Here is a 24,436-nt window from a genome sequence, read left to right on the forward strand (position 1 = left end):
ACGGCGCGTTCAGGACGACTGTTGCTGCGTATCTGGTCGGTCGAACATCGGTCCGAGCCGTTCGTCGTAACAGTCCTCACAGACGTACGCGTCGATGACGCCGGTCTCGCTATGCGTGTGAATCAGTGCATGGACGGTCGCGTCGAAAGGGACCATCTCGCCACAGATTCCACATGTTTCTGGCATGTTCCGGCACCGGTTTGCGGTACGTTCCCACGATACATAGAACAGGTGGTTCGTCCACCTGCTCAGGTCGAACGGGGTGTCACAAGTACGGGGACATCGGTAGTTCTGACAAGTCGCGATGTGACGCTACCGAGCAACTGACGTTTCAGGTTCGAGCGGCCGTGTGATGCCATCACGACGAGGTCGATATCTTGGTCCGAGACGTACTCGCGGATGCCGTCGGCGACGCCGTCGAGGGAGTCCGTTCGTTCCACCGCGGTTGCAACCGATACATCTGGGGCGAACTGTCCGATTTCGTCGGCGGTTGCTGCAACGGCGTCACGTCCGTTCTCGTCGAGTCGTTCGAGGAACGTCTGATCCAGCCCGCCAGCGTTGAACGCGCCGCCGGCGGCCTGGATATCAACGACGTTGAGCACGTGTACCGTCGCGTCGTACCGGCCCGCAACCTCCGCAGCGTGTTCCGTCGCCGCCTTAGCGTTCTCGCTGCCATCAGTCGGCAGCAGTAGCCGGGAGTAATCGAAGTCGTCCGGCTGTGGCCCGTTTGAAACGACGAGGACAGGCACCGCGGACCGGTGTAAGACCTGTTCAGTGACGCCACCGAGGAGTCGCTTCCCGAGGCCAGTTATCCCCTGTCGGCCAAGAACGATGAGTCCGGCATCAGTATCACGAGCGCGCGTGTCTATCTGCACGCTCGGTTTTCCCGCCAGCAGTTCTGTCGTGACCGGCTGGCCGATATCGGCTGCGAGTGACTCGATTTCCGCGAGGACCGACTCGCCGTGGTCTCGGAGACGGGCGCTCTCGGGGTCCGTTCGCGTAAGCCTGCGCGCTCGTTGATTGAGGACATACACCGCCTCGACAGTCGCGTCAAAGTCCATCGCCAGTTCGAGGCCACGCCGTGCGGCGGCGACGGATTCGTCGCTCCCATCGACAGCAATGAGAATGTGGTCGTACATTGTGTGGTCGTTTGCGGCGAGGTCACTTCACCGTTAGCCGCTCTGTGCCAGCAGTGTGTCCCAAACCAAACCCTCTTGCTTGGCTAAACCTATCTTCTGATAAATGGTGAGTACGTTGACGTGGGTCCTCGCGGGCCTTGTCGCCTACACCCTCCTCGCGATGGCGCTACGGACTCGCGGCGTTGTACCCGAGTATATCCGTTTTAGCGGCCCGATTACGACGATCCACACGCAGAAGGGCAAGGCAGTTCTCGACTGGCTCGCGCGGCCAAAGCGGTTCTGGCGCGCCTGGGGGAACCTCGGCGTCGGGTTCGGCCTCGTCGTGATGGTCGGCTCGTTTCTCCTCGTTGCGCTCGGAGCCTACCAGGCGCTCGTCAACCCACAGCCCTCGGCACTGAACGAGCCACGAAACGCGCTGGCGATTCCCGGCGTGAACGACTTCCTCCCGCTGTCGGTCGCACCCGAAATCGTGCTCGGGCTATTGCTCGGCCTCGTCGTCCACGAGGGTGGCCACGGACTGTTCTGTCGGGTCGAGGACATCAGCATCGAGTCGATGGGGCTTGCCCTGCTGGCGATTATTCCGATCGGGGCGTTCGTCGAACCCGACGAAGACGAACTCCTCCGTACCGACCGCGGCTCACAAACCCGGATGTACACGGCCGGCGTGACCAACAACTTCGCGCTCGCTATCATCACGCTCCTGCTGCTGTTCGGACCAGTTGCCGGTGCTATCTCTGTCGTCGATGGCGTTCCGGTCGGAAGCCCAATCAGTGGAACCCCCGCCGCTGATTCGGACATCAAGTCAGGTGACGTTATCACAGCGGTCAACGGCCAGTCTGTCGAAAACCAGCAGGAACTCGAATCGGTGCTCAGCGAAAGCGATGCACAGACTGTCGAAGTGGCCCGAAAAGATGCCGAACCCGTCACCGTCGAACGCTCCGTTGTCGTCTCCGCGGCGCTTCAGAGTGCGCCACTCGGAACTGGTGAGACAATTGTCTCTGTCAACGGGACCGCAGTGGCGACCCGCAGTGAGTTCGAGCAGGCGGCCCGAACCCATCCCGTCGCGACGCTCGAAACTGAGTCCGGGGAGACGGTCACGACCCCACTCGGCGCGTACGTGCTGGTCGCTGAAGACGGCCCGCTCGCCGGGGACGGAGCGCCAAGCGGCGAAGGGATGATCATCACCGCGGTCAACGGGGAGCGCACGCACAGCGGGGCCGCATTGATGCAGGCGCTTGAAGGTGGAGAGCCCGGCGACAAAGTGACGGTCACCGGCTACGTCGACGGCTCGCGGGAAACCTACGAGCTAACGATGGCCGAGAGCGAACAGGTCGACAACGGCATCATCGGCGTCGGCATCCAGCAGGGTATCAGCGGCATCCAGGTCAGTGACTTCGGCATCGACGCCTACCCCGCGGCGGCGTTCCTCGAATTCATCGGCGGTTCGCCTGACACGCCGACGTCGGTCTCCGAGTTCTCGTTCGCACAGCGGATATTCAGCACGCTCTTGCTTCCGTTCATCGGCGTCGCTGGCGGCTTCGGCTACAACTTTGCCGGCTTCACCGGAATCGCGACGAACTTCTACACCGTTCAGGGCCCGCTCGGGGCGCTCGGGGCGACGCCGGTGTTCCTGCTCGCAAACGTCCTCTTCTGGACCGGCTGGATCAACCTCGTCATCGGCCAGTTCAATCTCATCCCAACGTTCCCGCTCGACGGGGGCCACATTCTTCGGGCGTCGACTGAATCGTTCGTCTCGCGGCTGCCAGTCTCGGACGGGCGGCGGGTGACGACGGCCGTCTCGATTGCCATCACGGTGTCGATGATCAGCGGCCTCCTGTTGATGGTGTTTGGCCCGCGGCTCCTGACCTGAGGCGGACTGTCGTCTCTGATTCGCTCGACGGCTGCCAGACTAGCGGCGGTTACTGTGGCTGTAGAGTCGACCGGGCCTCTGTGACGGTCGGGGTTTCGTTACCCATTTACTCCCCGCCGCGAAAGCCGGGCGTATGTTCCTGCAGCTCCGTGCGGAGGTCGAGGACGCCCTCGCCGACGCACTCACAACCCTCGACCTGCCGGCTGAAGACCTCGGTATCGAGGAGCCACCGGAGGATGTCGACGCTGTGTTAGCGTCGAGCGTCGCCTTCCGGCTGGCCGGCGAGGTCGGTACCGCGCCGCCGAACGTCGCCGGCGACATCGCCGAGGCAATCGACGCCGACAGCCTCACCTACGTCAGCGACGTGACGACACAGGGACCATACGTCAACTTTCTCCCGAGCGAGACGTACTTCGCCGAGACCCTGCAGTCGGTCACGGAGAGCGAGTTCGGCCGGCTCCCCGACCGCGACACTAGCGTCGTCGTCGAACACACCTCCGCAAACCCGACCGGCCCGGTCCACGTCGGGCGAGCGCGTAACCCCATCATCGGTGACGCCGTCGCCCGGGTGCTCGATTACGCCGGCTACGACGTTGACCGACACTACTACGTCAACGACGCAGGTCGACAGATCGCGGTGTTCACCTGGGCCTACGAGACATTCGACGAGGACGCCCTGCCCGAACCCGAGCGCGACTCTCCGGAGTACGAGATGGTCCGGTACTATCGGAAGGGCAACACCGTCCTCGAAGAGGGGGACCCCGAAGAAGTCGAGGAAGCAGAGACCGAGATACAGTCAATTCTGCAGGGTCTCGAAGACGGCGACGAGGAGACGTACGAACGGGTCGCCGAGGTCGTCGACACTGTGTTAGGCGGGATGCAGAACACACTCGGTCGGCTCCCGGCAGAGTTCGACGAGTTCGTCAAGGAAACGCGGTTCATGCGAAACGGCGATACGGACGACCTGGTCGACCGCCTGAAAGCGCTCGACTGCGCCGTCTACGAGGAGGACGCATGGCAGCTAGACCTGCCGGACTTCGAGAAGAACCTCGTGTTCCTGCGTTCTGACGGCACCTCCCTGTATACGACCCGCGACCTGGCCCACCACGAGTGGAAGTTCGACACCTACGACCGCGCCGTGACAGTGCTCGGTGAAGACCACAAGCTGCAGGCCGACCAGCTCTCGGCAGCGCTCGAACTGCTCGACAACGACACCGAGCAGCTCCGGCAAGTGTTCTACTCCTGGGTGAACCTCCCGGAAGGCGGCATGAGCACACGCGAGGGGACCGGTATCGACCTCGACGACCTGCTGGATGAGGCTATCGACCGCGCGCGCGAAGAGGTCGAAGCCAGACTCGACGACCGGACCCGCGGCGACCTCGACGAGGACGACATCGACCGCATCGCTCGCCAAGTCGGCATCGGCGCGGTGCGCTACGACATCGTCTCGAAACAGCCGACGAAGGGCATCACCTTCGAGTGGGACCGCGCGCTGGACTTCGAGGCCCAGTCCGCACCCTACGTTCAGTACGTCCACGCACGGTGCTGTGGCATTCTTTCGGACGTGGAGGCTGACATCCCCGACGAGCCCGCACTCGACCCGCTGTCGGACCCGGAAGAGCGGGACCTGCTTCGCGAGCTGGCCCGGTTCCCCGCTGTCATCGAGGCGGCCGCAGACGACTTGACGCCACACACCGTCGCGACCTACACTCGCGACCTCGCTGAGACGTTCAACGCCTTCTACCGGGAGTGCCCGGTCCTCGACGCCGACCCAGAGACCCGCGCTGCGCGGCTGGCGCTCGTCGACGGGACGCGAACCGCGATTGCGAACGCGCTTGACGCACTGGGCGTCGAAGCACCGACCTCGATGTAGGAGCGGTCTGGGCCGGGGATCCGGTGTGACGGACGCGATTGCCGCGAAACGTCTGTCGAGTCGGCCTAGTTCTGCAGGAACGTGTCGACTTCCGCCGCGATCAGTGCAGGTGCCTCGGCGGGACCGCTGTGGCTGACGCCCTCGAACTCGACGAATCGACTCCGTGGCAGTGCCTCGTGAACGGACCGAGCGCTCTGTCGGAGGAAGTCCGGCCCGTCGGTACCGGCCAGAACGAGAGTGGGCGCGTCGACATTGAGGCGGTCTGGGAGCTGGTACTGTTCGACGGACCGGTTCATCCGAACGACCTCCTCGGCAAGGTCCACACAGTCAGGCCAGACCGGCCAGTCCGCTAGCCAGGCGTCGAGGTCGTCGATGCCGTCGGGGTGGAGGACATGTTCGATGTAGCGTTTCACCGCCTCCTCGCGCTCCCCGTCCCGTATGAGCGACGCCATCTGGTCGGCGAGGTCGGCATCGGCCCGGTACTCAGCGGGAAGTACTGCCGGTTCGTACGCGATGACTGCCTCGACCGACAGAGCCGCCGCGGCCTCGATAGCGGTGAGCGCGCCGTAGGAGTGGCCGAACAAGATTGGGTCTCCGTCGACGGCATCGGTAAGTGCCCGGACGTACCTGCCCTCGCGAGCCAGTACCTCGTCGGCGCTCGTTTCTGCGGGAGAGTCGAGACAGGTCCCGAACCCCGGTCGCTGGGGGACGACAGCGCTGTAGCCTTCGAACGCCGGTATGACCGGTTCCCAGTACTCGGTGGGGGCCATCCCGCCGTGTAAGAGAATGAGTGGCTGGCCGTCGCCGTAACGCTCGAATTCGACATCGATCTCGTCTGTGGATTGTGCTTGCTGCATACAATAGTACGGTCGAGCGCGGTCGGGCTAAGCCGTTCTCTCAGTGATTGGGCCGTTTAAAACGGGGTGTCAAAGTCAGGACTCACAGCCCCGCTGGCGCTCTGTTCCGACAGTCGCTTCACCCTCGCAAAAAACGCTAGCGTATGGGGCTCGTTGCAGAGTTTCAGATATACTGCGATGCGTTGCCGCTCGTGTCGGTTGCAGAGACGGTTCCCGAAGCGTCGATTACCCTTTCCCTCCAGTACAACCACGGCCGTCGTCCGCTGTTTCTTGCCACGGTGACGGGTAGCTCCGAGCAAGCTGTCGAGCGGGCACTCACTGACGCCTACGACGTACAGGAGTGGACGCGCATCGGGACGGCAGGCGATACCCAGCGGTATCAGGCAGTGCCGGCGCTGAGCTTCGAGGCGCAACTCGGCGACCAAATTGACGACCTGGACGGGCTTGAAGCACTCGCCACAGCAGACGCTAGTATCGAGCAGATAACCGTGACTGCAGATGGGTGGGTGCAAATGGGCTGGTTCGCCGATCGAGCAGCGTTCACCGAGTTCGCCTCGTTCTGGCAGCGAAACGCGGACTTCGAACTGGAGCGGCTGACACGGGATGCGGAGCCGAAGCCGCCCGGTAACGGGCTCACTGACCGCCAACTCGAAGCGCTACGGACGGCATACGAGATGGGGTATTTCGAGATTCCGCGACGTGCACCACTGGCTGCCGTGGCACAGGAACTGGACATCTCTGCGTCGTCGCTCTCCGAACGACTGCGCCGAGCACAGACCCAGCTCATCCAGGAAACGGTCGCAACGCTGTGGCCGCCGCTTCCGGAAACCCAAACGTAGTGAAATGCGGTCGGAGCGGCGGGCTGCGACCGGAACAGCAAGCGGTACAGAACCGTCAATTAAACAGGCCAAACACGCCGCCCGAGTCCTCGTCGTCGTCGACATCTGAGCGGTCGTCGGTGTCGTCAAGGAACCACTCATCATCAAGTATGGTCTCGACATCTACTTCGGGACTCTCGCCCCGGAAGAACACACCCTCAAGCGCCTCGGTCAGCCGCTGGTAGGCGTCTGCAGCCGTGCTTTCGGGGGCGTTGAGCACAAGCGGTTCTTCGGTCGTCGCTTGCGGGTCGTCCGGGATGACCGCGAGCAGTGGGAACTCCATCTGCTCAGCGATGGACGCGACATCAGTGTGGCGGGTCGCACGGTTGATGATCGCGCCGAGGACGGTCCCGTCGATTCGGTTCGCTAGCTGGGCCGTTTTGACCGTATCACCCACCGCAACGTCGTCGGGAGTCGTGACGAGGACGATTCCGTCGGCCAACCCGAGCGGCACGGCAACTTCGTGGCTCAGTCCGGCCCCAGTGTCGATCAGCACCACGTCGTAGGCATTTCGGAGCGTCTTGATGACTTTCCGGAGCTTTGCGGGGTCAGCGTCCGCGAACGCTTCGAGCGACTGTTCACCCGGAATCACCGTGAGCCCACCCGGTGCATCGGTCAGAGCCTCACTCACGGCAGCCTCGCCGGCCAGAATCTCGTGGAGGCTCTTTTCCGGCTCCACGGAGAGCATCGAGCCGAGGTTCGCCATCCCCAGATCCGCGTCGACGACAGCCACATCGTAGTCCATCTCCTGAAGGACAGCTCCGAGATTTACCGCGGTCGTCGTCTTCCCGACGCCGCCCTTGCCGCCCGCAATCGTACACACGTACCCCGCCATAGTCTGATTGCTTGGGTACAATGCAGGCAGTCATATAAATGCGACTGTCAATTGTCGAACCGCTCCGGGAGGCGCCGCACAGACTAGTCAGTTCCACGGCCACGCAGGTCGTTCCTCCCGCTGGGTATCCGAGGACCGCACTTCGCGTGCCCCTCGCCCCTTCCTCCACGGCACCCACCGGTCACCGTTCCGGCACGAGGACGGCTCACTCCGTTCGCGCCCCTCGCTGTCAACAGGTTCTTACGCCACCTCGGCCAACAGAGAGTAATGAGCGAGCAGCAGGAACAGGAACAATCTGACAAGCAGAAATACGAGTTCCGGAAGGTCATAGAGGAACTCAAGGGGTACCAGGGTTCGGGCACCCAGCTGGTCTCTATTTACGTCCCCGAGGACAAGCAGATAAGCGACGTCGTCGCCCACGTCACCCAAGAGCACTCCGAGGCCTCGAACATCAAGTCGAAGGACACCCGCACCGCGGTCCAAGACGCGCTGACTTCCATCAAAGACCGGCTTCGATACTACGACAACACGCCGCCGGAGAACGGCCTAGTGCTGTTCTCGGGGGCGTTCGACACCGGCGGCGGCCGGACCGACATGGTGACCAAGGTCCTCGAATCCCCGCCGGACCCTATCGAATCGTTCCGCTATCACTGTGACTCGGAGTTTCTCACCGAGCCACTGGAGCACATGCTGGCCGACAAAGGGCTGTTCGGTCTCATCGTGCTCGACCGGCGCGAGGCTAACGTCGGCTGGCTGAAGGGCAAACGCGTCGAGCCCGTCAAGTCCGCCTCGTCGCTGGTTCCGGGCAAACAGCGGAAAGGTGGGCAGTCCGCCCAGCGGTTCGCCCGCCTCCGACTGGAAGCCATCGACAACTTCTATCAGGAGGTCGCGGGGATGGCCAACGACCTGTTCGTCGCCGACCGCCACGACCTGGACGGTATCCTCGTCGGTGGCCCCTCACCGACGAAAGACGAGTTCCTCGACGGCGACTACCTCCACCACGAGCTACAGGACATGGTGCTGGGGAAGTTCGACGTTGCCTACACCGACGAGTCGGGCCTGTACGACCTCGTGGACGCAGCCGGCGAGGTGCTGGCCGAACACGAGATGCTCCGGGACAAGGAGCTCATGGAGGACTTCTTCAAGCAGCTCCACAACGGGGACAGGGCCACCTACGGCTTCGACCAGACCCGCCAGAACCTCAACATGGGTGCGGTCGAACAGCTGCTCATCTCCGAGGACCTCCGGAAGGACGTGGTCGCCTACACCTGCGAGAACGGCCACGACGAGTACGACCTCATCAACAGCAACGCGGCGACCGACGACCACGAGTGTACCCGCTGTGGAGCCACCGTCGACGCCGAGGACGGCGAGCGCGAAGACGCCATCGACCACCTGATGGAACTGGCCGACCAGCGGGGCACAGAGACGGTGTTCATCTCGACTGACTTCGAAAAAGGCGAACAGCTGCTGACCGCTTTTGGCGGCGTCGCCGGCTTGCTGCGTTACTCGACAGGCGTCTAACGCGTCGTTCACACCGTCAGTTCTGTTATAGCAACTGTTCGAGTTGCCGACGGCGACGGCCGAGGTCGACATGGGCCGCCTCCCCGTAGCTTGCGGCAAGCCGATCCAGCACCAGCAGCGGGTCGACGCCTTCGCGCTCGATTCGCTCTAGCAGCGCGGTGATCTCCTCGCGGTGCATCGCAAGCGAGTCGAGCAGACCGACGAGCAACACCACCGGGATCGCTGCCCCATCGGCAGTGGGGATTGCACTGTCGATTCTTGTGAGGTCGGGCACATCAGCGGGCGGCTCCGTCTCTGGGCGCAGTGCCAGACAGGACCGGCAGACGCTGGCCCCCGGTGCGTCGCCGGGGAGATACTGCTGGAGATCAGCCGGAACCGGAATCGAAACGAGATCGCCACCGCAGTCGGGACAGGACATACTCATCCACGGACGGGAAACCGCAAAAACGATACCGGTCAGGACGGGCTCTCTGTTCAGTCGTCAGCAGTGACCGCTTCGGGCTCTTCTTCCGCTTCCTCTTCGGCCGCGAGCGTGTCCTCTTCCTCTTCTTTCTTGGCTTTGATCTTTTTCATGCGGAAGATCTCTTCGCGCTCCTGCTCTTCGAGTTTCTGCTCGATGTACTCTTGATTGTCATAGAGGTCGGGCAGGAGCTTGAATTCGAGGGCATTGACACGGCGTTTCGTGGTCTCGATCTCCTCGAGCATCTTCTTCATCGCCGTCTCGACTTCGGCGGCGAGAATGATGTTTTCGAGCAGTTCCTCGTATGCCTCGGCAGCCTCGTCGATACGGGCCGAGGTCCCCATAACGCCATAACCGCGTTCGTCCAATGACTTTCGAACCTTGCTGGACTCGATTTGCGGGACGACGACGCCCATGATGTTCTTCGACTGGGTTGTCAGTTCGGGGTGTTCTTTCAGCGCTGCAGCGGCCCCACGGACAGCCACGTCACCCTCCATCGCCCGGGCCATATTGATCGCGCGCTGGGCCCGCTCGTAGGAATCGTCGAGATCTTCACGGACGTCCTGCGCCTGATCCAGAATGTCCATGAACTCCATGATGAGGCCGTCACGCTTCTTCTCCAGCGTGTCGTGCCCACGCTCGGACAGCTCGATGCGGTCCTCGATCTGCATCAGATTCTTGCGCGTGGGTTTGACATCCTTAGCCATTACGGGCCTCTTTTCGACGTAGGCAGTTAACGGTTTCCAGTTATTTCGGTCCGAGCGCTGCCGCTTCCGGACTGACACCGAAAAAACGAGGTCGACGAACGGCAGCGGTTAGTCGTCTGCAGGCGTTGCGCCAGTTCCGGTCGCCTCGGCCGCGCCGTCAAGCACGCCGTGGCTCCGGAGCAGGATGATACCGAAGCCGACCTTCGCGACGAGGTCGATGACCATGAAGCCGGCTGTCTCGATCCCGATACCGACGAGGCCGATTCCCTCGGTACCAACGAGCCACCAGACCGGATAGACCAGCCAGACGACGGTGACGAGGTTGCGCAACGTCTTGAACGTGCTACGCGTGTCGCTTGGCAGGTCTGCGACCCGGCCGGACAGCGAGCTGAACAGGAAGTACAGCAGGACCAGCAGGAAGGCGGTGCTGATGCCCCACCAGACCAGCCGTTCCGCGCCGGCCGACAGCACGCCGCTGCCTGCGCTCAGCGTCGCAACCAGACCGGTCCCGATCATCAGCACATCGAGGCTGACGAGCGACGTGATAGTGTTACGATCTGCCCCTGCAAGCAGTCCAAGGTCGTACAACAGCAACGGCGTGGTAAACAGCCAGTCACTGTACCGCGCCCAGTAAATTGGATGTTCCTCACCGGCAAACTCAACGATTGTCAGCCCGAAGCCAAGTGCCATCGCGAGGTAATTCACGAACGCGATTGCCGTGATAAGTATTGTCGCGATGTAGAACTTCTGGCGCCGGCTGTCGGTTTCACCCCAGCCACGCGCGATGAAGTATAGCATGCCGAGGAACATGCCCGCTGTACCTAACCACAGCCAAATTCCTTCGCTCCCTGGTGCTGGCATAGTGCAGTTTACATTAGGCACTCAAAGGTAAATAGTGACATACCCAAAATATTAGGTACAAACGACGGGCGGCCGTGAGATGTAGGGCCGTCGTTACGCTTCGACGGCTTCTGCAGTCTCGTCCTCGCGGTAGTGCTCTTCGATGAGGTCCTCGTCGATGCGGTTCAGCGCATCCTTCGGGAGCATCGAGAGCAGGTCCCAGCCGAGTTCGAGCGTCTCGTCGATACTGCGGGCCGTGTCGGTGCCCTGATCGACGAACTCCTCTTCGAAGCGGTCGGCGAAGTCCAGGTACTTGTTGTCCAGTTCCGACAGCGCCTCGCGACCGACGATGTTCACGAGGTCACGCAGGTCCTCACCCTCCGCGTACGCGGCGAATATCTGGTCTTTCACGTCGGCGTGATCGGCGCGGGTCAGCCCCTCGCCGATACCGTCGTCCATCAGCCGCGACAGGCTCGGCAGGACGTTGATCGGCGGCTGGATGCCCTGGCTGTTGAGGTCGCGGTCGATGTAGATCTGGCCTTCGGTGATGTACCCGGTCAGATCCGGAATCGGGTGCGTGTCGTCGTCGCCGGGCATCGTCAGAATCGGGAGCTGGGTCACGGAGCCCTCGCGGCCCTCGATTCGACCGGCGCGCTCGTAGAGCTGGGCCAGGTCGGTGTACATGTATCCGGGGTAGCCACGGCGGCCCGGGACCTCCTCACGCGCGGCACCGATTTCGCGCAGCGCCTCGCAGTAGTTGGTCATGTCCGTCAGGATGACCAGGACGTGGTAGTCCTTCTCGAAGGCGAGGTACTCGGCGGTCGTCAGGGCCAGCCGCGGCGTAATCGTCCGCTCGACGGCCGGGTCGTCCGCGAGGTTCATGAAGACGACCGAGCGTTCCAGCGCGCCGGTGCGCTCGAAGTCGTCCATGAACTCGTTTGCCTCTTCGGCCGTGATACCCATCGCGCCGAAGATGACTGCGAACTCCGAACCCTCGTCGTCTTCGCCGTCTTCCTCTTCCGGCACCGTCGCCTGTCGCGCAATCTGGAGCGCGAGGTCGTTGTGGGGCAGGCCGGAGGCGGAGAAGATCGGCAGTTTCTGCCCGCGGACGAGCGTGTTCATGCCGTCGATGGCCGAGACGCCCGTCTGGATGAACTCCTCGGGGTACTCCCGCGAGAAGGGGTTGATGGCTTCGCCGACGATGTCGCGGCGCTCGTCAGGAACGATTTCCGGGCCGCCGTCGATGGGCTGGCCGGTCCCGTCCATGACCCGCCCGAGGAGGTCCTCGGTGACGGGCATCTTCATCGTCTCGCCGAGGAAGCGAACCGAGGCGTCGCGGTCGATACCTTCGGTCCCCTCGAACACCTGGATGGCGACGTAGTCGCTCGCAGATTCGAGCACCTGGCCACGGCGGGTCTCGCCGTCGCTGAGCTCGATTTCGACGATGTCGTCGTAGCCGACCGGTTCGTCGGTCTCGACGAACACCAGCGGTCCGCTGATCTCCGTGATTGTCTGGTACTCTTTCATTGTTAGTACAGCTCCCTGAGCTGTGACTCGATGTCGTCTTCGAGTTCGTCGATGTACTCGTTGTAGTCCTCCTGCACGCCGATACGGTTGAGCCGCGGCGCGGCGTCGATGTCGGTGATTTCCTCGACGGGAACGCCGGCATCGAGCGCCTCGAAGGCCGCATCGTTGTACGTCTTGGCGGCGTCCATGATGCGGTAGGTCTTCTCGGGCTCACAGAAGGTATCGACGTCGTGGAAGGCGTTCTGCTGGAGCCACGCCTCGCGCAGGTAGCGGGCGATTTCCAGCGTCAGCTGCTGGTCTTCCGGCAGCGCGTCCTTCCCGACAAGCTGGACGATTTCCTGCAGTTCGGCCTCCTCATCCAGCGTGTCGATGGCCCACTGGCGCGTCTCCGGCCAGTCGTCCCGGACGTTCTCCTCGAACCACGGGTCGAGCTGGTCGCGATACAGCGAGTACGACTCGTTCCAGTTGATAGACGGGAAGTGCCGGCGTTCGGCGAGGTCGGCGTCCAGCGCCCAGAACGTCTTGACGATACGCAGCGTGTTCTGGGTGACCGGCTCCGAGAAGTCCCCGCCCGGCGGCGAGACGGCCCCGATGACCGAGACCGAACCCTCGGTACCGTTGATGTTCTCGAAGTACCCGGCACGCTCGTAGAACTCGCTCAGGCGAGCGGAGAGGTACGCGGGGTACCCCTCCTCGCCGGGCATCTCCTCGAGCCGGGAAGAGATTTCGCGCATGGCCTCGGCCCACCGGGAGGTGGAGTCGGCCATCAGCGCCACGTCGTAGCCCATGTCACGGAAGTACTCCGCGATGGTGATTCCCGTGTACACACAGGACTCACGGGCCGCGACGGGCATGTTGGACGTGTTGGCGATGAGGCAGGTCCGGTCCATCAGCGCGTTGCCGGTGGTCGGATCTTCCAGTTCCGGGAAGTCCTCGATGACCTCGGTCATCTCGTTGCCACGCTCGCCACAGCCGACGTAGACGACGATGTCAGCGTCGGCCCACTTGGCGAGCTGGTGCTGGGTGACCGTCTTCCCGGAGCCGAAGGGACCGGGGATGGCGGCCGTCCCGCCTTTCGCAATCGGGAACAGGCCGTCCAGCACGCGCTGGCCGGAGATGAGCGGCTCCGTCGGGGTCTCCTTCTCGACGGTCGGCCGCTGCTGGCGCACCGGCCACTCTTGGTGCATCTGGATTTCCTCGCCGCTGTCCAGTTCGACAACCGTCTCCTCAACGGTGAAGTTGCCCGATTCGATGGCGACGACCTCGCCACCCTCGGAGTCGGGCGGGACCATCACTTTGTGATCGATACTGGGCGTCTCAGGGACAGTGCCGACGATATCGCCGGCTTCGACCTCGTCGCCTTCCTCAACTTCGGGGGTGAACTCCCAGGTCTTCTCCAGGTCAATGCCCGGCGCGTCGACGCCGCGGTCGAGGAACGCCGACCCCATCTTCTCTTCGAGCACGTCGAGCGGGCGCTGGACGCCGTCGTAGATGGCGTCGAGCATGCCCGGCCCGAGGTCCACGGAGAGGGGCGAGCCCGTCCCTTCGACGGGTTCGCCGGGGGAGACACCGGAGGTCTCCTCGTACACCTGAATCGTGGTGATGTTTCCTTCGATCTCGATGACCTCGCCCATCAGCCCTTCCGAGCCGACGTAAACGACGTCGTTCATCCGGGCGTCGAGGTCCCGAGCCGTTACGACCGGTCCCGAGACGCTTTCGATAATGCCGTCCTCGCGGACGTCTGTGTCTGTTGCTTGACTCATGGTTAGTCTTCGTCCATCAGGTCGATACCGATGGCTCGCTTGATCTGTTCACGCAGTCCGCCGCTCCCAGTGCCGCCGCCGAGCGTGACCATCACTGGCTCGACACTCGTCTCCGCGTCCTGCCGAACACCGCGTGAGAGGTGCGACAGGTCGTCGTCGTGCATTACGACGATGCCGACGTCGTCGTCGTTGAGCATCTCCTCGACGGCCTCGTCGAGTTGCTCGTCTTTCTCGTCGGCAGGCACGTCCGCGAACTTGCGGACGCCAGCTAGCCGAAAGCCCGTCGTGAACTCCGGGCTGCCGATGACAGCGATTTCCTGGCTCATAGTATCACCAGCTCCTGTTCGACTTCGTCGGGGCCGAGACCGGCCTCGCGACCGCGGGCGATGGCCCGGATGTTGTCGACCTCGCGTTCCTTCGCGAGAACGTAGGACAACACCGGACAGACCGACAGCGGATAGCGGTTCGAGAGCCGGTCAGCGTATTCGAGCAGCGCCGCGTCCAGCGCCCGTTCGAAGTCGATGAGGTTGTCGGCCTCCTCAAGCGCCGACAGCGCCTGATCGAGGTCCTCGCCGTACTTGCTCTCGCGGACGGCACTGACCAACTGGTCGAGATTCGTCGACAGCTGTGCGACCTCCTGGGCGTCGAACAGCTGGCCGCCCTCGATGAAGTACTCCGAGGGGTCGATGTCCGCGCCGCTGCGGGCCAGCCGGAGCGCGTTCCGGAGGTTGCGGAAGTCGACTTCCGTCTCCAGGAACTCGACGTACAGCCCGGTCGGACTGTCGACCTCGGGGTTGTCCGGCAGTCCCGACAGCAACGTCTCGTAGAAGGCGCGGTCGAGCGCGTTCTCCAGGGGCACGAGGACGCCGCTTTCCTCGTACACGTCGAACGCCTCGGCCAGTGACTCGCCGAAGATGGTGTCGTCGAGTTGCTCGACGACCTCCTCGATAGAACCGGCGTTCAGCAGGTCCTCGATGCGGCGGTCGGCGAACTCGCCGGCCCGGATGAGGTCGTCCTCGACCTCCGTCCGCTCTGCGTCCGAGTAGAGCCCGCGGATAACGGTTTTGACGTTCCACACGTCGAACTTCCGCAGGTAGCGGGCGATGTAGTCGTACAGCGCCCCCTCGGACCAGCGAAGCAGGTCGTCGAAGTGTTTCGCGAGGTTACGGTTCAGCGCGTACTCCACGAGGTCGACGCCGTCGTACCGGGAGCCGAGCGCGTTCATCTCGGTCTCGTACTCTGTTTCCTCCATGAAGCGGGCGATTTCGCCCGTCCCCATGCGGACCAGCTTCCGGTAGTCGTCATCGTCGAACAGGGATGCGCTTCGGGCACGAACCCGTGCGATGACGTACTCGTAGTTGCTTCCCTGGCCGCTCGTTCCCGTTCGCGAACTCATTGGTCTTCGAACAGGCGGTCGCTGATTGCTTTCAGGTTGTCCTCCCAGACGTCCTCCAGGATGGAATCGAACGTGTTGTTCACACGGACCCGTGACTCACCGCTCTCGACGACGACGCCGCCGAGGCAGTCCCGTTCGCCGGCGTACGTCGCGCCGTCGTAGTCATCGAGTACATCCTCGAGAAGCGACTGGTCCGACGCACGGCCGTACACCGACAGCTCGTCGCTGTCGCCGAATTCCTCGACAGCGGCGTCGAGCAGTGCGCGTGTCAGTTCCTCTCGTCTGTCCCCTTCGAGGGCCGCAAGCGCGTCCTCGACGTCGCCGTGAACGTCTTCGAGGATGTCACGCCGGGCGTTGAGTCGAGCCTGTTTGGCCTTGAGCTTCGCGGAGGAGAGCCGCTGCTCTCGCTCCTGCTCGATGGTCCGCTCGACCTCTGCCTCGCGATCCTCTCTGATCTGCTCGGCGTCGGCCTCGGCATCAGTAATAATCTCCTCGGCACGTTCGTCGGCCTCATCGCTAATCTCCTGAGCACGCGCGCGGGCCTCGTCGCGGATATCCTCTACGACTGTTTGAAGGCTCATTATTGGAAAAGACGGAGTGTTGTTAGACGACGAAGACGACGACAAGCGCGAGAATGACGAGCGTTTCCGGCAGGACTGTCAGGATGAGTCCGCGGCCGAACATGCTCTCGTCTTCTGCGATTGCGCCGACGGCGGCGGCCCCGATCCCACGTTCCGCATACCCCGAACCGAGCGCGGCGAGTCCGACGGCAAGCGCTGCGCCGGCTGAAGCCGGAATAGCTGGAGCACTGGCGGTACCTTCCTGCAGTACTGCGTTGACAAGGAGTGCGATGGTTTCGATCATGGATGTGTAGTCTCTGGAATTGCTCGTGTCCGAACAGGCGTATGTGAATCCACGTAGTTCATAAAGCTTCCCAAAACGGTTCGTCAGCGTGCTGTTCGGGCGGTTTAGCGGCTCAGCTGTGGTCGGTTGTGAGCGTGTAGCAGTCGACACCCGCAACGAAATTGGCAAAACCGGCAGTAAACAGCGGCGATTAGCCCGAAGAGAAAGGAAGCGCGCGGTCAGTCCTCGGTCGTGTAGGTGCGTTCGTAGCCGAACGGGTTGTACCGCTTCCCGCCGCCTTCGAAGAACTTGCCGAAGAACTCCACGTACTCAAGTCGGACGCCCTGGAGTCCGGCGCTGGTGATGCCGAGCACCAGCACGAGTAGATGTCCGATGACCAGGATGAGAACCCCGACCAGCGCGGCGGCGATACCGGAGTGGATGAGCCCGGGGAACATGATCGCTTCCGCGCCGTATTCGGAGATCGCCCACTCAGGTCCATGCCCGATGAGGAAGTGGAACTCACCGTCGTGTGAGTACGCGCCGAAGAACAGCAGATTGACCACGAAGGCCATCCCTGCCTTGGCCAGCAGTACGGCAGCCAGCCGCGTGTACGACAGGACGTTCACCAGCACGTTGAGGAACTCGACGACCTCGATTGGGTCTGCGAGCGCCAGCAGCACGAGGCCGGCAAAAAAGAGGATGAGCCACGCCGAGAACGGCGCACCCAGTCCCGGAATCGTGAAGAGATTGATCGCTGGCAGCCCAGTGAATCCCCATGCGTACGGATTCCCTGCGAAGACACCTGCCTCAGCGGTATAGAGGAAGTCTGGCGCTGCACCGTTCGCGCCGGAGAACACCCACGCCCAGAGGCCAAACAGCATCAGCAGCCATGACCCGCTTTCGGTGACGGCGTCCCAGAGGCTGTGGCTCAGGTTCTCGATGAAGTCGAATATCCAGCCCGCAGCGAGGTGGACCGTCCCGGCAAGCAGGCTGACTGTCAGCCACGCCAGCGCGTAGTCGGCGTAGTGCGGCTGGAGTCCCTTGTGCATCGGCGCGCTCTTGAATCCCAGCGCGGGCCAGAAGACGTTCGAAATGGTGTGCAAGCCGAACACCTCACCGTACAGCACACCGAACAGCGCGGTGAAGCCACCGGCCCACATCGCAACGCCGCCCAGGCTTTTGAGCACGTCACTGTCAACCTTCGAGTACAGCCCGTATCCGAGTGCGAGGTACAGGAGCCCGTAGCCGAGGTCACCGATCATGAACCCGAAGAAGGCCGGGAACGTCAGGAAGAAGGCGACCGTTGGGTCGAACTCGCCGTACTTCGGTCGGTTGACGACCTCGACGAGGTCCTCAAAGGGTCGCACGCCGCTCGGGTTGTCCTGAATGACCGGTGGGTCGTCGCTGCCCATTGTGATGACACCGCCGTCAGCGACGGTTTCCTGCGGTTGGCGCTCGCTCTCCGGCTCGGGAGCATCGACCGAACTGCCGACCGGTTCGCCGCCGTTGCCGCCCTCGCGCTCGACTTCCTCGTGAGACTCCGCGTGCCCGTCGCTGTCGTACTCGGCGATTTCGATCCTGTCGATGTCGACAGCATCGCCGACAGCGCTCGAAAGGGCCTGCTCAAACTCCTCGTAGCGCTCGTTCGGAATCCACCCCTCGGCGATGAAGGCGTTTTCCGTCGTCGCGAAGGTGAGCGGCGCTTCGCCCTTCTGGGCCTCGATAGCCAGTTTCTCCTCGGCTGCGAGCAGGAATCCGGCGTGGTCGAGACGGAGTTCATTGAGTTCGTCTTCGACGGTCGAGAGCTTCGATTCGAGCTGCTGTTTCTCGTGTTCCAGCTCTTCGAGATATGACGTCGGGTCGCCGTCGCCTTCTGGGACTTCGAGCCGGGAGAACGTCGCCCCGACCAGTGCGTCCTGCAGAGCGTCTTCGTCGGCCTGTGCGAACACGGCGACGACGCCGTCCTCGGTGAACAGCTCGAACGTTTCGATGTCGCTAGCTGCAAGGACGGTCTCGATCTCGTCGCTGTCGCCCTCGCCGACGACGACTGACAGCGAGTCGTAGCCACGGAGCAGGTCGAGATCGATGCCAAGCGTGACGAACGGGGCCATCGTGTTGATCCGGTCCTCGACGGCCCGGAGTTTATCACGGACATCGTCGCGCCGGTCGTCGAGTTCGTTGACCGCCGTCCGCACCTCGTCGAGTTGTTCCTCGATCGCCTCGTCAGTGACAACTCGGGTCGGACCGGCGTCCTCCTCACTGACATCCAGAATTGACTGGAGCGAGCGAACCGTGACGAGCTTATCCGAGACCTCGTTGGTTCCCTCGAGCGAGTTCCCGGGTTCGAATCCGTCCCAGGAGCCGTCATACTCGGTGACGTGGAGCATATCGAGGTCGTGGACGGCCTCGATTGTCTGCTCCATCGCGCGTTTCGACCCCGTCACCGAGACGCGGCACATCTTCTCAGGTCTGAGCATGCACCGCCTCCTCGAACAGGTCTGTGACGTATTCGACTACCTCGTCGATCTGTTCACTGGCCTGCTGTTCGAGGTCTTCGCGAGCGCTCTCGCCGTCCTCGATGATCTGTTCGCGCTCGGCCTCGATCTCTTCGCGAGCCGCTTCAAGACGGTCTTCTGCGGCCGCGTCGGCCTCATCCCGCGCTGATTCGCGGATCTCCTCGGCCTCTTCCCGAGCCTCCGCGATGCGGTCTTCGCGGTCTTGTTCGGCCTCTGCGACGATCTCGTCGGCCTCCTGCTCGGCCTCCTGTATCCTGTCAAGAACTTCTGGCCGTGGCATTCTCTAATCATGTGAGCGTTGCCAGAGCGGCTATTTGGTAGTTGCGAAGTTTCTCCGTGTGAGACACCGGCCAAAATCCGGGGAATTATGACCGCCAAGTCCTAAGCTGGGGGTAATGGGAGTCCTCGAGAATAAAGCCCGCGCGCGGACGTTCTACAAGTATCTCTCGAAGGTGTACGACCAGATCAACCCCTTCATCTGGGACGAACGGATGCGCGACGAGGCGATCGCAATGCTCGACCTTGCGCCCGACGACAGAGTCCTCGATGTCGGCTGTGGCACCGGCTTCGCCACCGAGGGACTGCTCGAACACGTCGATACGGTGTACGGGCTCGACCAGAGCCCCCACCAGCTTTCGAAAGCCTTCGAGAAGTTCGGCAAGTTCGGTGACGTGCGCTACCACCTCGGTGATGCCGAACGACTCCCGTTCAAAGATGACAGCTTTGACGCGGTGTGGTCCTCAGGGTCCATCGAGTACTGGCCCAACCCCGTCGACGCGCTCGCTGAGTGTCGCCGACTGACCAAACCCGGTGGCAAGGTCCTCATCGTCGGTCCCGACTACCCGAACTCGACAGTCTTCCAGAAGATGGCCGATGCCATCATGCTGTTTTACGACGAGGAAGAGGCCGACCGGATGTTCACTGAGGCCGGCTTCGAGGAGTTCGAACACCACATTCAGCAGTCCCGACCGGGCAGCCCGCGTGCGATTACGACAATCGCAGAAGTCCCTGAATAACAGCGAGTTTCTACCTTCTCACGTCGTTACGCCGATCCGCTAACAGGCACTCGAACCCGTTCGCCGTCCTGTGTGGTGGCGGTAACCGTGTACCCCCCACGGGGCTCGACCGTCCAGAGAGTGCCGTCTGTCCCGGTCGTACCGATCCGCTTACCGTTTATTCTGACGGTCGCATCGGTCGGAGAGCCCGTGCTGTTATCAGTGGCCGTGATGAGCAGCGGGCCGGACTCGAAGGACTGCTGGACTCGAACCCGAACGGACTGGTTCACACCCGCCGCCACTTCCGATCGGTCGACCGTCGTCAGTTCGAGAGTCTGCGTCTCGTAGAAGACGTTCGTCGTCCCGCCGTCGAGATAGGCCGTCAGTTGTCCGTTGGAGTGATCAGCCTGAATCTGGTAGATGGCACTCCGACCGTATGTCTGAACAGACGGGTACTGCTCGCTGTAGAGCCACGGATAGAGGGTCTCTGCCCGCGTGTTAACCGCACCGAGAGAGTCGTCGGTCTGTGCGAACTGGTCAACTGCCGTCTGTTCGCGGTCCTGTCCGAGATACGTCTCGCGCGTGTATTGGCCGTCTGCGACTGTAGACAACATATACCCCTCTGAGGACGCCTCAACGTACACCGCGTTCGGCTCGACCGTCCCGGCGGTCTCGTCGCTGATACGCTGACTTATCGGGCCGCGGTACGTCTTGAGCACGCCTCTGCTGTTCTCCAGGCGGAAGCGCTGCGCCGGTGAGAGCGAGTAGTCCGGCGCGGTGCCGGCGGTGGCCCGGATACGGTCGAGCCGGGTGGCCAACTGACGTGACTCAGCGTCGATCAGTGCACGCTGTCGCAGGAACTCTGTCGCGGTTATCACACCGCTGGCGTATTGCTGGATGGCGGCCTGATTCCGTCGTTCGAGACTCGCTCGCTGGCTTTCGATATCGGTCAGCGTCTCGTCGACGAGGCGGTTGCGAGCGGCCTCGCTGTCCTGCTGGAAGAACTGCCGCTCAAACGTCGTCGTCGCGTAATCGCTCCGGAGGTCACTGGATCCGGTTGCAACCGCGACGCCGACGTCGATTGAGGACCGGTTGTACGTCGTTGACCTGACATCACTGGCTGGGATTGCGAGATGGTTCGTCGTGTTGTCGACGGCCGTGATCTGTGGTAACTGATCGCTGCCGTCAGCGGTCTGGGCTGGCGAGGCTGCCCCAGTCACCGGGGCAGCCACGGAAACAACCATGAAGAGGATCACACCGACTGCGGGGAGGGGACGCATCACAGACGAATACTCACCCACTGTACAAAAATCTCCCCATTCTCCATATATCAATAATCGTCTGAGAAGGCACGAGACGTTTCAAAGCGCCCGCTGACGTTTTATTCTCGGATGGAAAGGGTTTTGCCCCCAGAACGTTCATCGATGAACGAGAATGACCCCGCGGGTTTCAGGTGCCCTCCTCCTCCTTGTCCTGCTTGCCCTGTTTGCGACCCCGCCGCTCGCGACAGCGGCGACAGCGGATACTGTCTCCGCACAACAGACAACCGGGACGCCGGCACCGGTCGCGGAAAACACGACGTTCGCCCTCCAGATACAATCGAACGGCGACGCCAAGTGGACGATAACAGACACCTACGCGCTTGACGAAAGCGAAACTGAGTCGTTCAGAGACACCGGTGAGCAGTTCGCTGACGACGGCGAGGCGGTATGGCTACCAGCATTTCGGGAGGCAAAAGACGAGGCCAGTACGGTCACCGGTCGTGAGATGGAGATCACTAACGTCGACCGTCGGTACGAGGTGTCAGACCGCAGAGGGCAACTGATCCTCGAGTTTACCTGGACGAACTTCGCGGTTGTCACCAGCGAGAACGTCGTCGTCGGTGACGCGTTCAATTCAACGGACGGCACGTGGTTCGGGACGCTGACTGCAGACCAGCGACTCGTTATCTCGCCGCCGGCTGGGTACGGTGTAGAGAGCGCCCCGAGCGCCGTAGACGACGGAAAGCTGGTTTTCGAGGGGCGTCGGACGTTCGAGCCGGGATACCTGTCCGTCGTGTACACTGGCGAACAACCGACGACCGAAACGCCGACGGGGACCCCGGAGTCGATCTTCAGTGGCATCGGCTCGGCCTGGATCGGCGGCGTTGTGCTGATGTTGCTACTCGTTGGTGCCGTCGGGTACATGTTCAAAACGGGATACACTGACGGGCTGCCATCAATCGCAGCCGGGACCGACGACGAGGGAGACGACAGTACTGGGACGGCAGCCGCAACGAGCGACACCACGGCCTCAGATGATGTCGATGTCGAACTGCTGAGCGACGAGGAACGCGTCGAACGGCTCCTCGAAGAAAACGGCGGTCGGATGAAGCAGGCGCGCATCGTCTCCGAGACCGGCTGGTCGAACGCGAAGGTGTCCCAGTTGCTCTCATCAATGGACGACGAAGGGCGGATCGACAAACTCCGCATCGGCCGGGAGAACCTCATTTCGTTCCCGGACGAGGATATCACCGACTTCGACGAGTGAGCCACAGGACAGCCTGAGCGTAAACAAGCCGGGCGTGGTTTCTGGTTCGGAAACGTTTATTCGCTGTCCGATCGGACTGCCGATATGAAAATTCTTGTCACGGTGAAGGAGGTGGCAGCCGTCGACGACGAGTTCGAGATCGACGGACTCGCTATCGACGGCCGATATGTCACAGCCGACCTCAACGAGTGGGACGAGTACGCTGTCGAAGAGGCCGTCCAGATAAAGGAGGCCCACGACGATGTCGAGGTCGTCACCGTCACAATCGGCTCGTCCGAAACCGACGAGACGATCCGACAGGCACTGGCGAAAGGGGCCGACCGCGCGATCCGTGTCTGGGACGACGCACTCGCCGACGCCGGCCTGCTGGACCCCGAGACGAAGGCCGAGGTGCTGGCCGCTGTCGCCGCCGAGGAAGACCCCGATCTGGTGCTGACTGGCGTTCAGTCCGCCGACGACGGATTCGGGGCGACCGGTGTCACGCTGGCCGATAAACTCGACATGGAATGGGGCGCTGTCGTCAACGACCTCGACCTCGATCTGGAGGCAGGTGTTGCAAGCGTCCACCGTGAACTGGAAGGCGGCGTCGAGGAACTCACCGATATCGAAATCCCCGCTGTACTGACGATACAGACCGGGATCAACGACCCACGCTACGCGAGCCTTCGGGGCATCCGGCAAGCTCAGAGCAAGGAACTCGCGGAGTACAGCCTAGTAGATGTCGGACTAGACGCGGCTGAAATCGAGAGCCCGCTGGAACAGACCTCGCTGTACGAGCCGGAAACCGAGGGCGAGGCGACGGTGTTCGAAGGGAGTCCCGAGGAGACGGCGGCCGAGTTGGCTGAACTGCTCGCGGAGAAGGGGGTGACCAGCTAATGTCGGTCCTCGCTATCGCCGAACACCGGCGCGGGGAACTCCGACCGGTGAGCCTAGAACAGCTAGCAGCCGGTCGCGCTCTCGCAGACGAACTCGGCGGCGAGCTACACACCGCCGTCATCGGCGGTGATGTCGAGGCGTTTGGATCGGATCTGAACCGTGAGGGCGTTGATATTGTCCACACCGTCGATATCGGCGAGGAGTTCAACCACGACGTGTACACGCAGGCCGTCACCCAGCTGGCCACGGAACTGAACCCGACCGTTCTCCTGATGCCCAACAGCGTCAACGGCCTCGATTACGCGCCGGCAGTCGCCAACCGACTGGGCCGGCCGCTCGTGACCGACGTGGTCGACATCGACGCCGAAGACGGCCTCACCGCGACCAGAGAGCTGTACGGCTCGAAAACCGAGACGACAATCGACGTGCACGCCGAGCAGGCGGCCGTGACCATCCGCCCGGCCGAGTGGCCGACAATCGAGGCGGACGGTGACGCCACAATCGAGGCATTCGACGCGACCATCGATGAGAGTGCCGTCAAGTCCACGGTGAAGGGCTTCGAGGAGGTCGGCGGTGGCGACATCGACATCACTGACGCCGACGTGCTGGTGTCCGTCGGCCGCGGTATCGAAGAAGAGGAGAACCTCGACATTATCCACGACCTCGCCGAGGCACTGGACGCGACGGTGTCGGGTTCACGGCCGCTCATCGACAATGGCTGGCTGGAGAAGGACCGCCAGGTCGGCCAGAGCGGGAAGGTCGTTACTCCGGACGTGTACATCGCCATCGGTATCTCCGGGGCCGTCCAGCACGTCGCCGGGATGAAGGGCTCGGATACGATTGTCGCCATCAACACCGACCCGAACGCACCGATCTTCGACATCGCCGACTACGGTATTCAGGACGACCTGTTCGAGGTCGTCCCGGCACTCATCGAGCAGTTCCAGTAGCCGCGACCCACTGAATCGCGGGTGACAAGGTACTTTTTATGGTAGTCCTAAGGGG

At 62.6% G+C, this 24,436-nt stretch carries 24 protein-coding genes; 8 read left to right on the forward strand and 16 right to left on the reverse strand.

Translation table 11 applies throughout. The annotated features are described in order from the left end of the window. Positions 1-9 precede the first annotated feature (9 nt). Positions 10-186 carry a hypothetical protein gene (locus tag D3D01_RS23965; RefSeq protein WP_198560213.1) on the reverse strand — a complete coding sequence of 59 codons (177 nt, stop codon included), beginning with the start codon at positions 184-186 and terminating at the stop codon, positions 10-12. A gap of 62 nt (positions 187-248) precedes the next feature. Beyond that, positions 249-1,139 (reverse strand): universal stress protein, encoded by an 891-nt coding sequence (locus D3D01_RS03800; protein ID WP_121511287.1) that lies wholly within the window; start codon positions 1,137-1,139, stop codon positions 249-251. Between the two features lie 103 nt (positions 1,140-1,242). On the opposite strand from D3D01_RS03800, the gene D3D01_RS03805 reads away from it, so the two are divergent. Together D3D01_RS03805 and argS are read left to right on the forward strand one after the other, a co-directional pair. Continuing rightward, complete coding sequence (locus D3D01_RS03805; protein ID WP_121511288.1) at positions 1,243-3,009, forward strand: site-2 protease family protein; 1,767 nt, start codon at positions 1,243-1,245, stop codon at positions 3,007-3,009. A gap of 133 nt (positions 3,010-3,142) precedes the next feature. Beyond that, on the forward strand, positions 3,143-4,882 hold the full coding sequence (argS, locus tag D3D01_RS03810; protein ID WP_121511289.1) for an arginine--tRNA ligase: 1,740 nt from the start codon (positions 3,143-3,145) through the stop codon (positions 4,880-4,882). Between the two features lie 65 nt (positions 4,883-4,947). Here the strand turns inward: argS and D3D01_RS03815 are convergent, their stop codons facing one another. Beyond that, positions 4,948-5,739 (reverse strand): alpha/beta fold hydrolase, encoded by a 792-nt coding sequence (locus D3D01_RS03815; RefSeq protein ID WP_121511290.1) that lies wholly within the window; start codon positions 5,737-5,739, stop codon positions 4,948-4,950. A 143-nt stretch (positions 5,740-5,882) separates the two neighbouring features. Between D3D01_RS03815 and D3D01_RS03820 the strand changes: the two genes are divergently transcribed. Continuing rightward, complete coding sequence (locus tag D3D01_RS03820; RefSeq protein WP_101349156.1) at positions 5,883-6,578, forward strand: helix-turn-helix domain-containing protein; 696 nt, start codon at positions 5,883-5,885, stop codon at positions 6,576-6,578. A 55-nt stretch (positions 6,579-6,633) separates the two neighbouring features. Here the strand turns inward: D3D01_RS03820 and D3D01_RS03825 are convergent, their stop codons facing one another. Then, complete coding sequence (locus D3D01_RS03825; RefSeq protein ID WP_121511291.1) at positions 6,634-7,452, reverse strand: P-loop NTPase; 819 nt, start codon at positions 7,450-7,452, stop codon at positions 6,634-6,636. Between the two features lie 267 nt (positions 7,453-7,719). Here D3D01_RS03825 and prf1 point away from each other — a divergent pair, with 267 nt between their 5' ends. Beyond that, positions 7,720-8,976, forward strand: coding sequence for a peptide chain release factor aRF-1 (prf1, locus tag D3D01_RS03830; RefSeq protein ID WP_121511292.1), 1,257 nt, complete (start codon positions 7,720-7,722; stop codon positions 8,974-8,976). Between the two features lie 25 nt (positions 8,977-9,001). Here prf1 and D3D01_RS03835 read toward each other — a convergent pair whose 3' ends face one another. The 11 genes from D3D01_RS03835 to ahaH form a co-directional block, all read right to left on the reverse strand. Beyond that, complete coding sequence (locus tag D3D01_RS03835; protein WP_121511293.1) at positions 9,002-9,394, reverse strand: DUF6276 family protein; 393 nt, start codon at positions 9,392-9,394, stop codon at positions 9,002-9,004. Between the two features lie 56 nt (positions 9,395-9,450). After that, entirely contained in the window at positions 9,451-10,143 is a 693-nt protein-coding gene (locus D3D01_RS03840) for a V-type ATP synthase subunit D (protein ID WP_121511294.1), read from the reverse strand. A gap of 108 nt (positions 10,144-10,251) precedes the next feature. Continuing rightward, entirely contained in the window at positions 10,252-11,004 is a 753-nt protein-coding gene (gene cop3 / locus D3D01_RS03845) for a cruxrhodopsin Cop3 (protein ID WP_101349151.1), read from the reverse strand. 93 nt (positions 11,005-11,097) lie between these two features. Further along, on the reverse strand, positions 11,098-12,510 hold the full coding sequence (locus D3D01_RS03850) for an ATP synthase subunit B (protein WP_004964535.1): 1,413 nt from the start codon (positions 12,508-12,510) through the stop codon (positions 11,098-11,100). 2 nt (positions 12,511-12,512) lie between these two features. Continuing rightward, positions 12,513-14,273: an ATP synthase subunit A gene (locus tag D3D01_RS03855; protein WP_101349150.1), complete on the reverse strand. Its 1,761-nt coding sequence runs from the start codon at positions 14,271-14,273 to the stop codon at positions 12,513-12,515. 2 nt (positions 14,274-14,275) lie between these two features. Further along, positions 14,276-14,599: a V-type ATP synthase subunit F gene (locus tag D3D01_RS03860; protein WP_053966473.1), complete on the reverse strand. Its 324-nt coding sequence runs from the start codon at positions 14,597-14,599 to the stop codon at positions 14,276-14,278. Continuing rightward, a complete protein-coding gene (locus D3D01_RS03865) occupies positions 14,596-15,669 on the reverse strand; it encodes a V-type ATP synthase subunit C (RefSeq protein WP_101349149.1) in 1,074 nt (357 codons plus the stop codon). Before D3D01_RS03865 ends, D3D01_RS03860 begins: the two co-directional genes overlap by 4 nt. Further along, complete coding sequence (locus tag D3D01_RS03870; RefSeq protein WP_121511295.1) at positions 15,666-16,250, reverse strand: V-type ATP synthase subunit E; 585 nt, start codon at positions 16,248-16,250, stop codon at positions 15,666-15,668. Before D3D01_RS03870 ends, D3D01_RS03865 begins: the two co-directional genes overlap by 4 nt. A gap of 22 nt (positions 16,251-16,272) precedes the next feature. Then, positions 16,273-16,533, reverse strand: coding sequence for a F0F1 ATP synthase subunit C (locus tag D3D01_RS03875; RefSeq protein ID WP_004518385.1), 261 nt, complete (start codon positions 16,531-16,533; stop codon positions 16,273-16,275). A gap of 218 nt (positions 16,534-16,751) precedes the next feature. Further along, a complete protein-coding gene (locus D3D01_RS03880; RefSeq protein WP_121511296.1) occupies positions 16,752-18,992 on the reverse strand; it encodes a V-type ATP synthase subunit I in 2,241 nt (746 codons plus the stop codon). Next, positions 18,979-19,311 carry an ATP synthase archaeal subunit H gene (gene ahaH / locus D3D01_RS03885; protein ID WP_101349146.1) on the reverse strand — a complete coding sequence of 111 codons (333 nt, stop codon included), beginning with the start codon at positions 19,309-19,311 and terminating at the stop codon, positions 18,979-18,981. The genes D3D01_RS03880 and ahaH overlap by 14 nt, the downstream gene beginning before the upstream one ends. 115 nt (positions 19,312-19,426) lie before the next feature. On the opposite strand from ahaH, the gene D3D01_RS03890 reads away from it, so the two are divergent. Beyond that, positions 19,427-20,047 (forward strand): methyltransferase domain-containing protein, encoded by a 621-nt coding sequence (locus D3D01_RS03890; RefSeq protein ID WP_101349145.1) that lies wholly within the window; start codon positions 19,427-19,429, stop codon positions 20,045-20,047. A gap of 26 nt (positions 20,048-20,073) precedes the next feature. Here the strand turns inward: D3D01_RS03890 and D3D01_RS03895 are convergent, their stop codons facing one another. Next, a complete protein-coding gene (locus tag D3D01_RS03895) occupies positions 20,074-21,306 on the reverse strand; it encodes a hypothetical protein (RefSeq protein ID WP_121511297.1) in 1,233 nt (410 codons plus the stop codon). Positions 21,307-21,460: 154 nt separating this feature from the next. Between D3D01_RS03895 and D3D01_RS03900 the strand changes: the two genes are divergently transcribed. The 3 genes from D3D01_RS03900 to D3D01_RS03910 all read left to right on the forward strand — a co-directional run bounded on the left by D3D01_RS03900 (position 21,461) and on the right by D3D01_RS03910 (position 24,381). Then, positions 21,461-22,555, forward strand: a complete 1,095-nt coding sequence (locus tag D3D01_RS03900) for a hypothetical protein (protein WP_101349143.1) — start codon at positions 21,461-21,463, stop codon at positions 22,553-22,555. 84 nt (positions 22,556-22,639) lie between these two features. After that, positions 22,640-23,431, forward strand: coding sequence for an electron transfer flavoprotein subunit beta/FixA family protein (locus D3D01_RS03905; RefSeq protein ID WP_121511298.1), 792 nt, complete (start codon positions 22,640-22,642; stop codon positions 23,429-23,431). Continuing rightward, the gene (locus D3D01_RS03910) at positions 23,431-24,381 is read left to right on the forward strand and encodes an electron transfer flavoprotein subunit alpha/FixB family protein (RefSeq protein ID WP_101349141.1); all 951 of its coding nucleotides are present in this window, start codon (positions 23,431-23,433) and stop codon (positions 24,379-24,381) included. The genes D3D01_RS03905 and D3D01_RS03910 overlap by 1 nt, the downstream gene beginning before the upstream one ends. Positions 24,382-24,436: the final 55 nt, after the last annotated feature.

This window comes from Haloarcula sp. Atlit-7R (assembly GCF_003666065.1).
Lineage (GTDB): Archaea > Halobacteriota > Halobacteria > Halobacteriales > Haloarculaceae > Haloarcula > Haloarcula taiwanensis.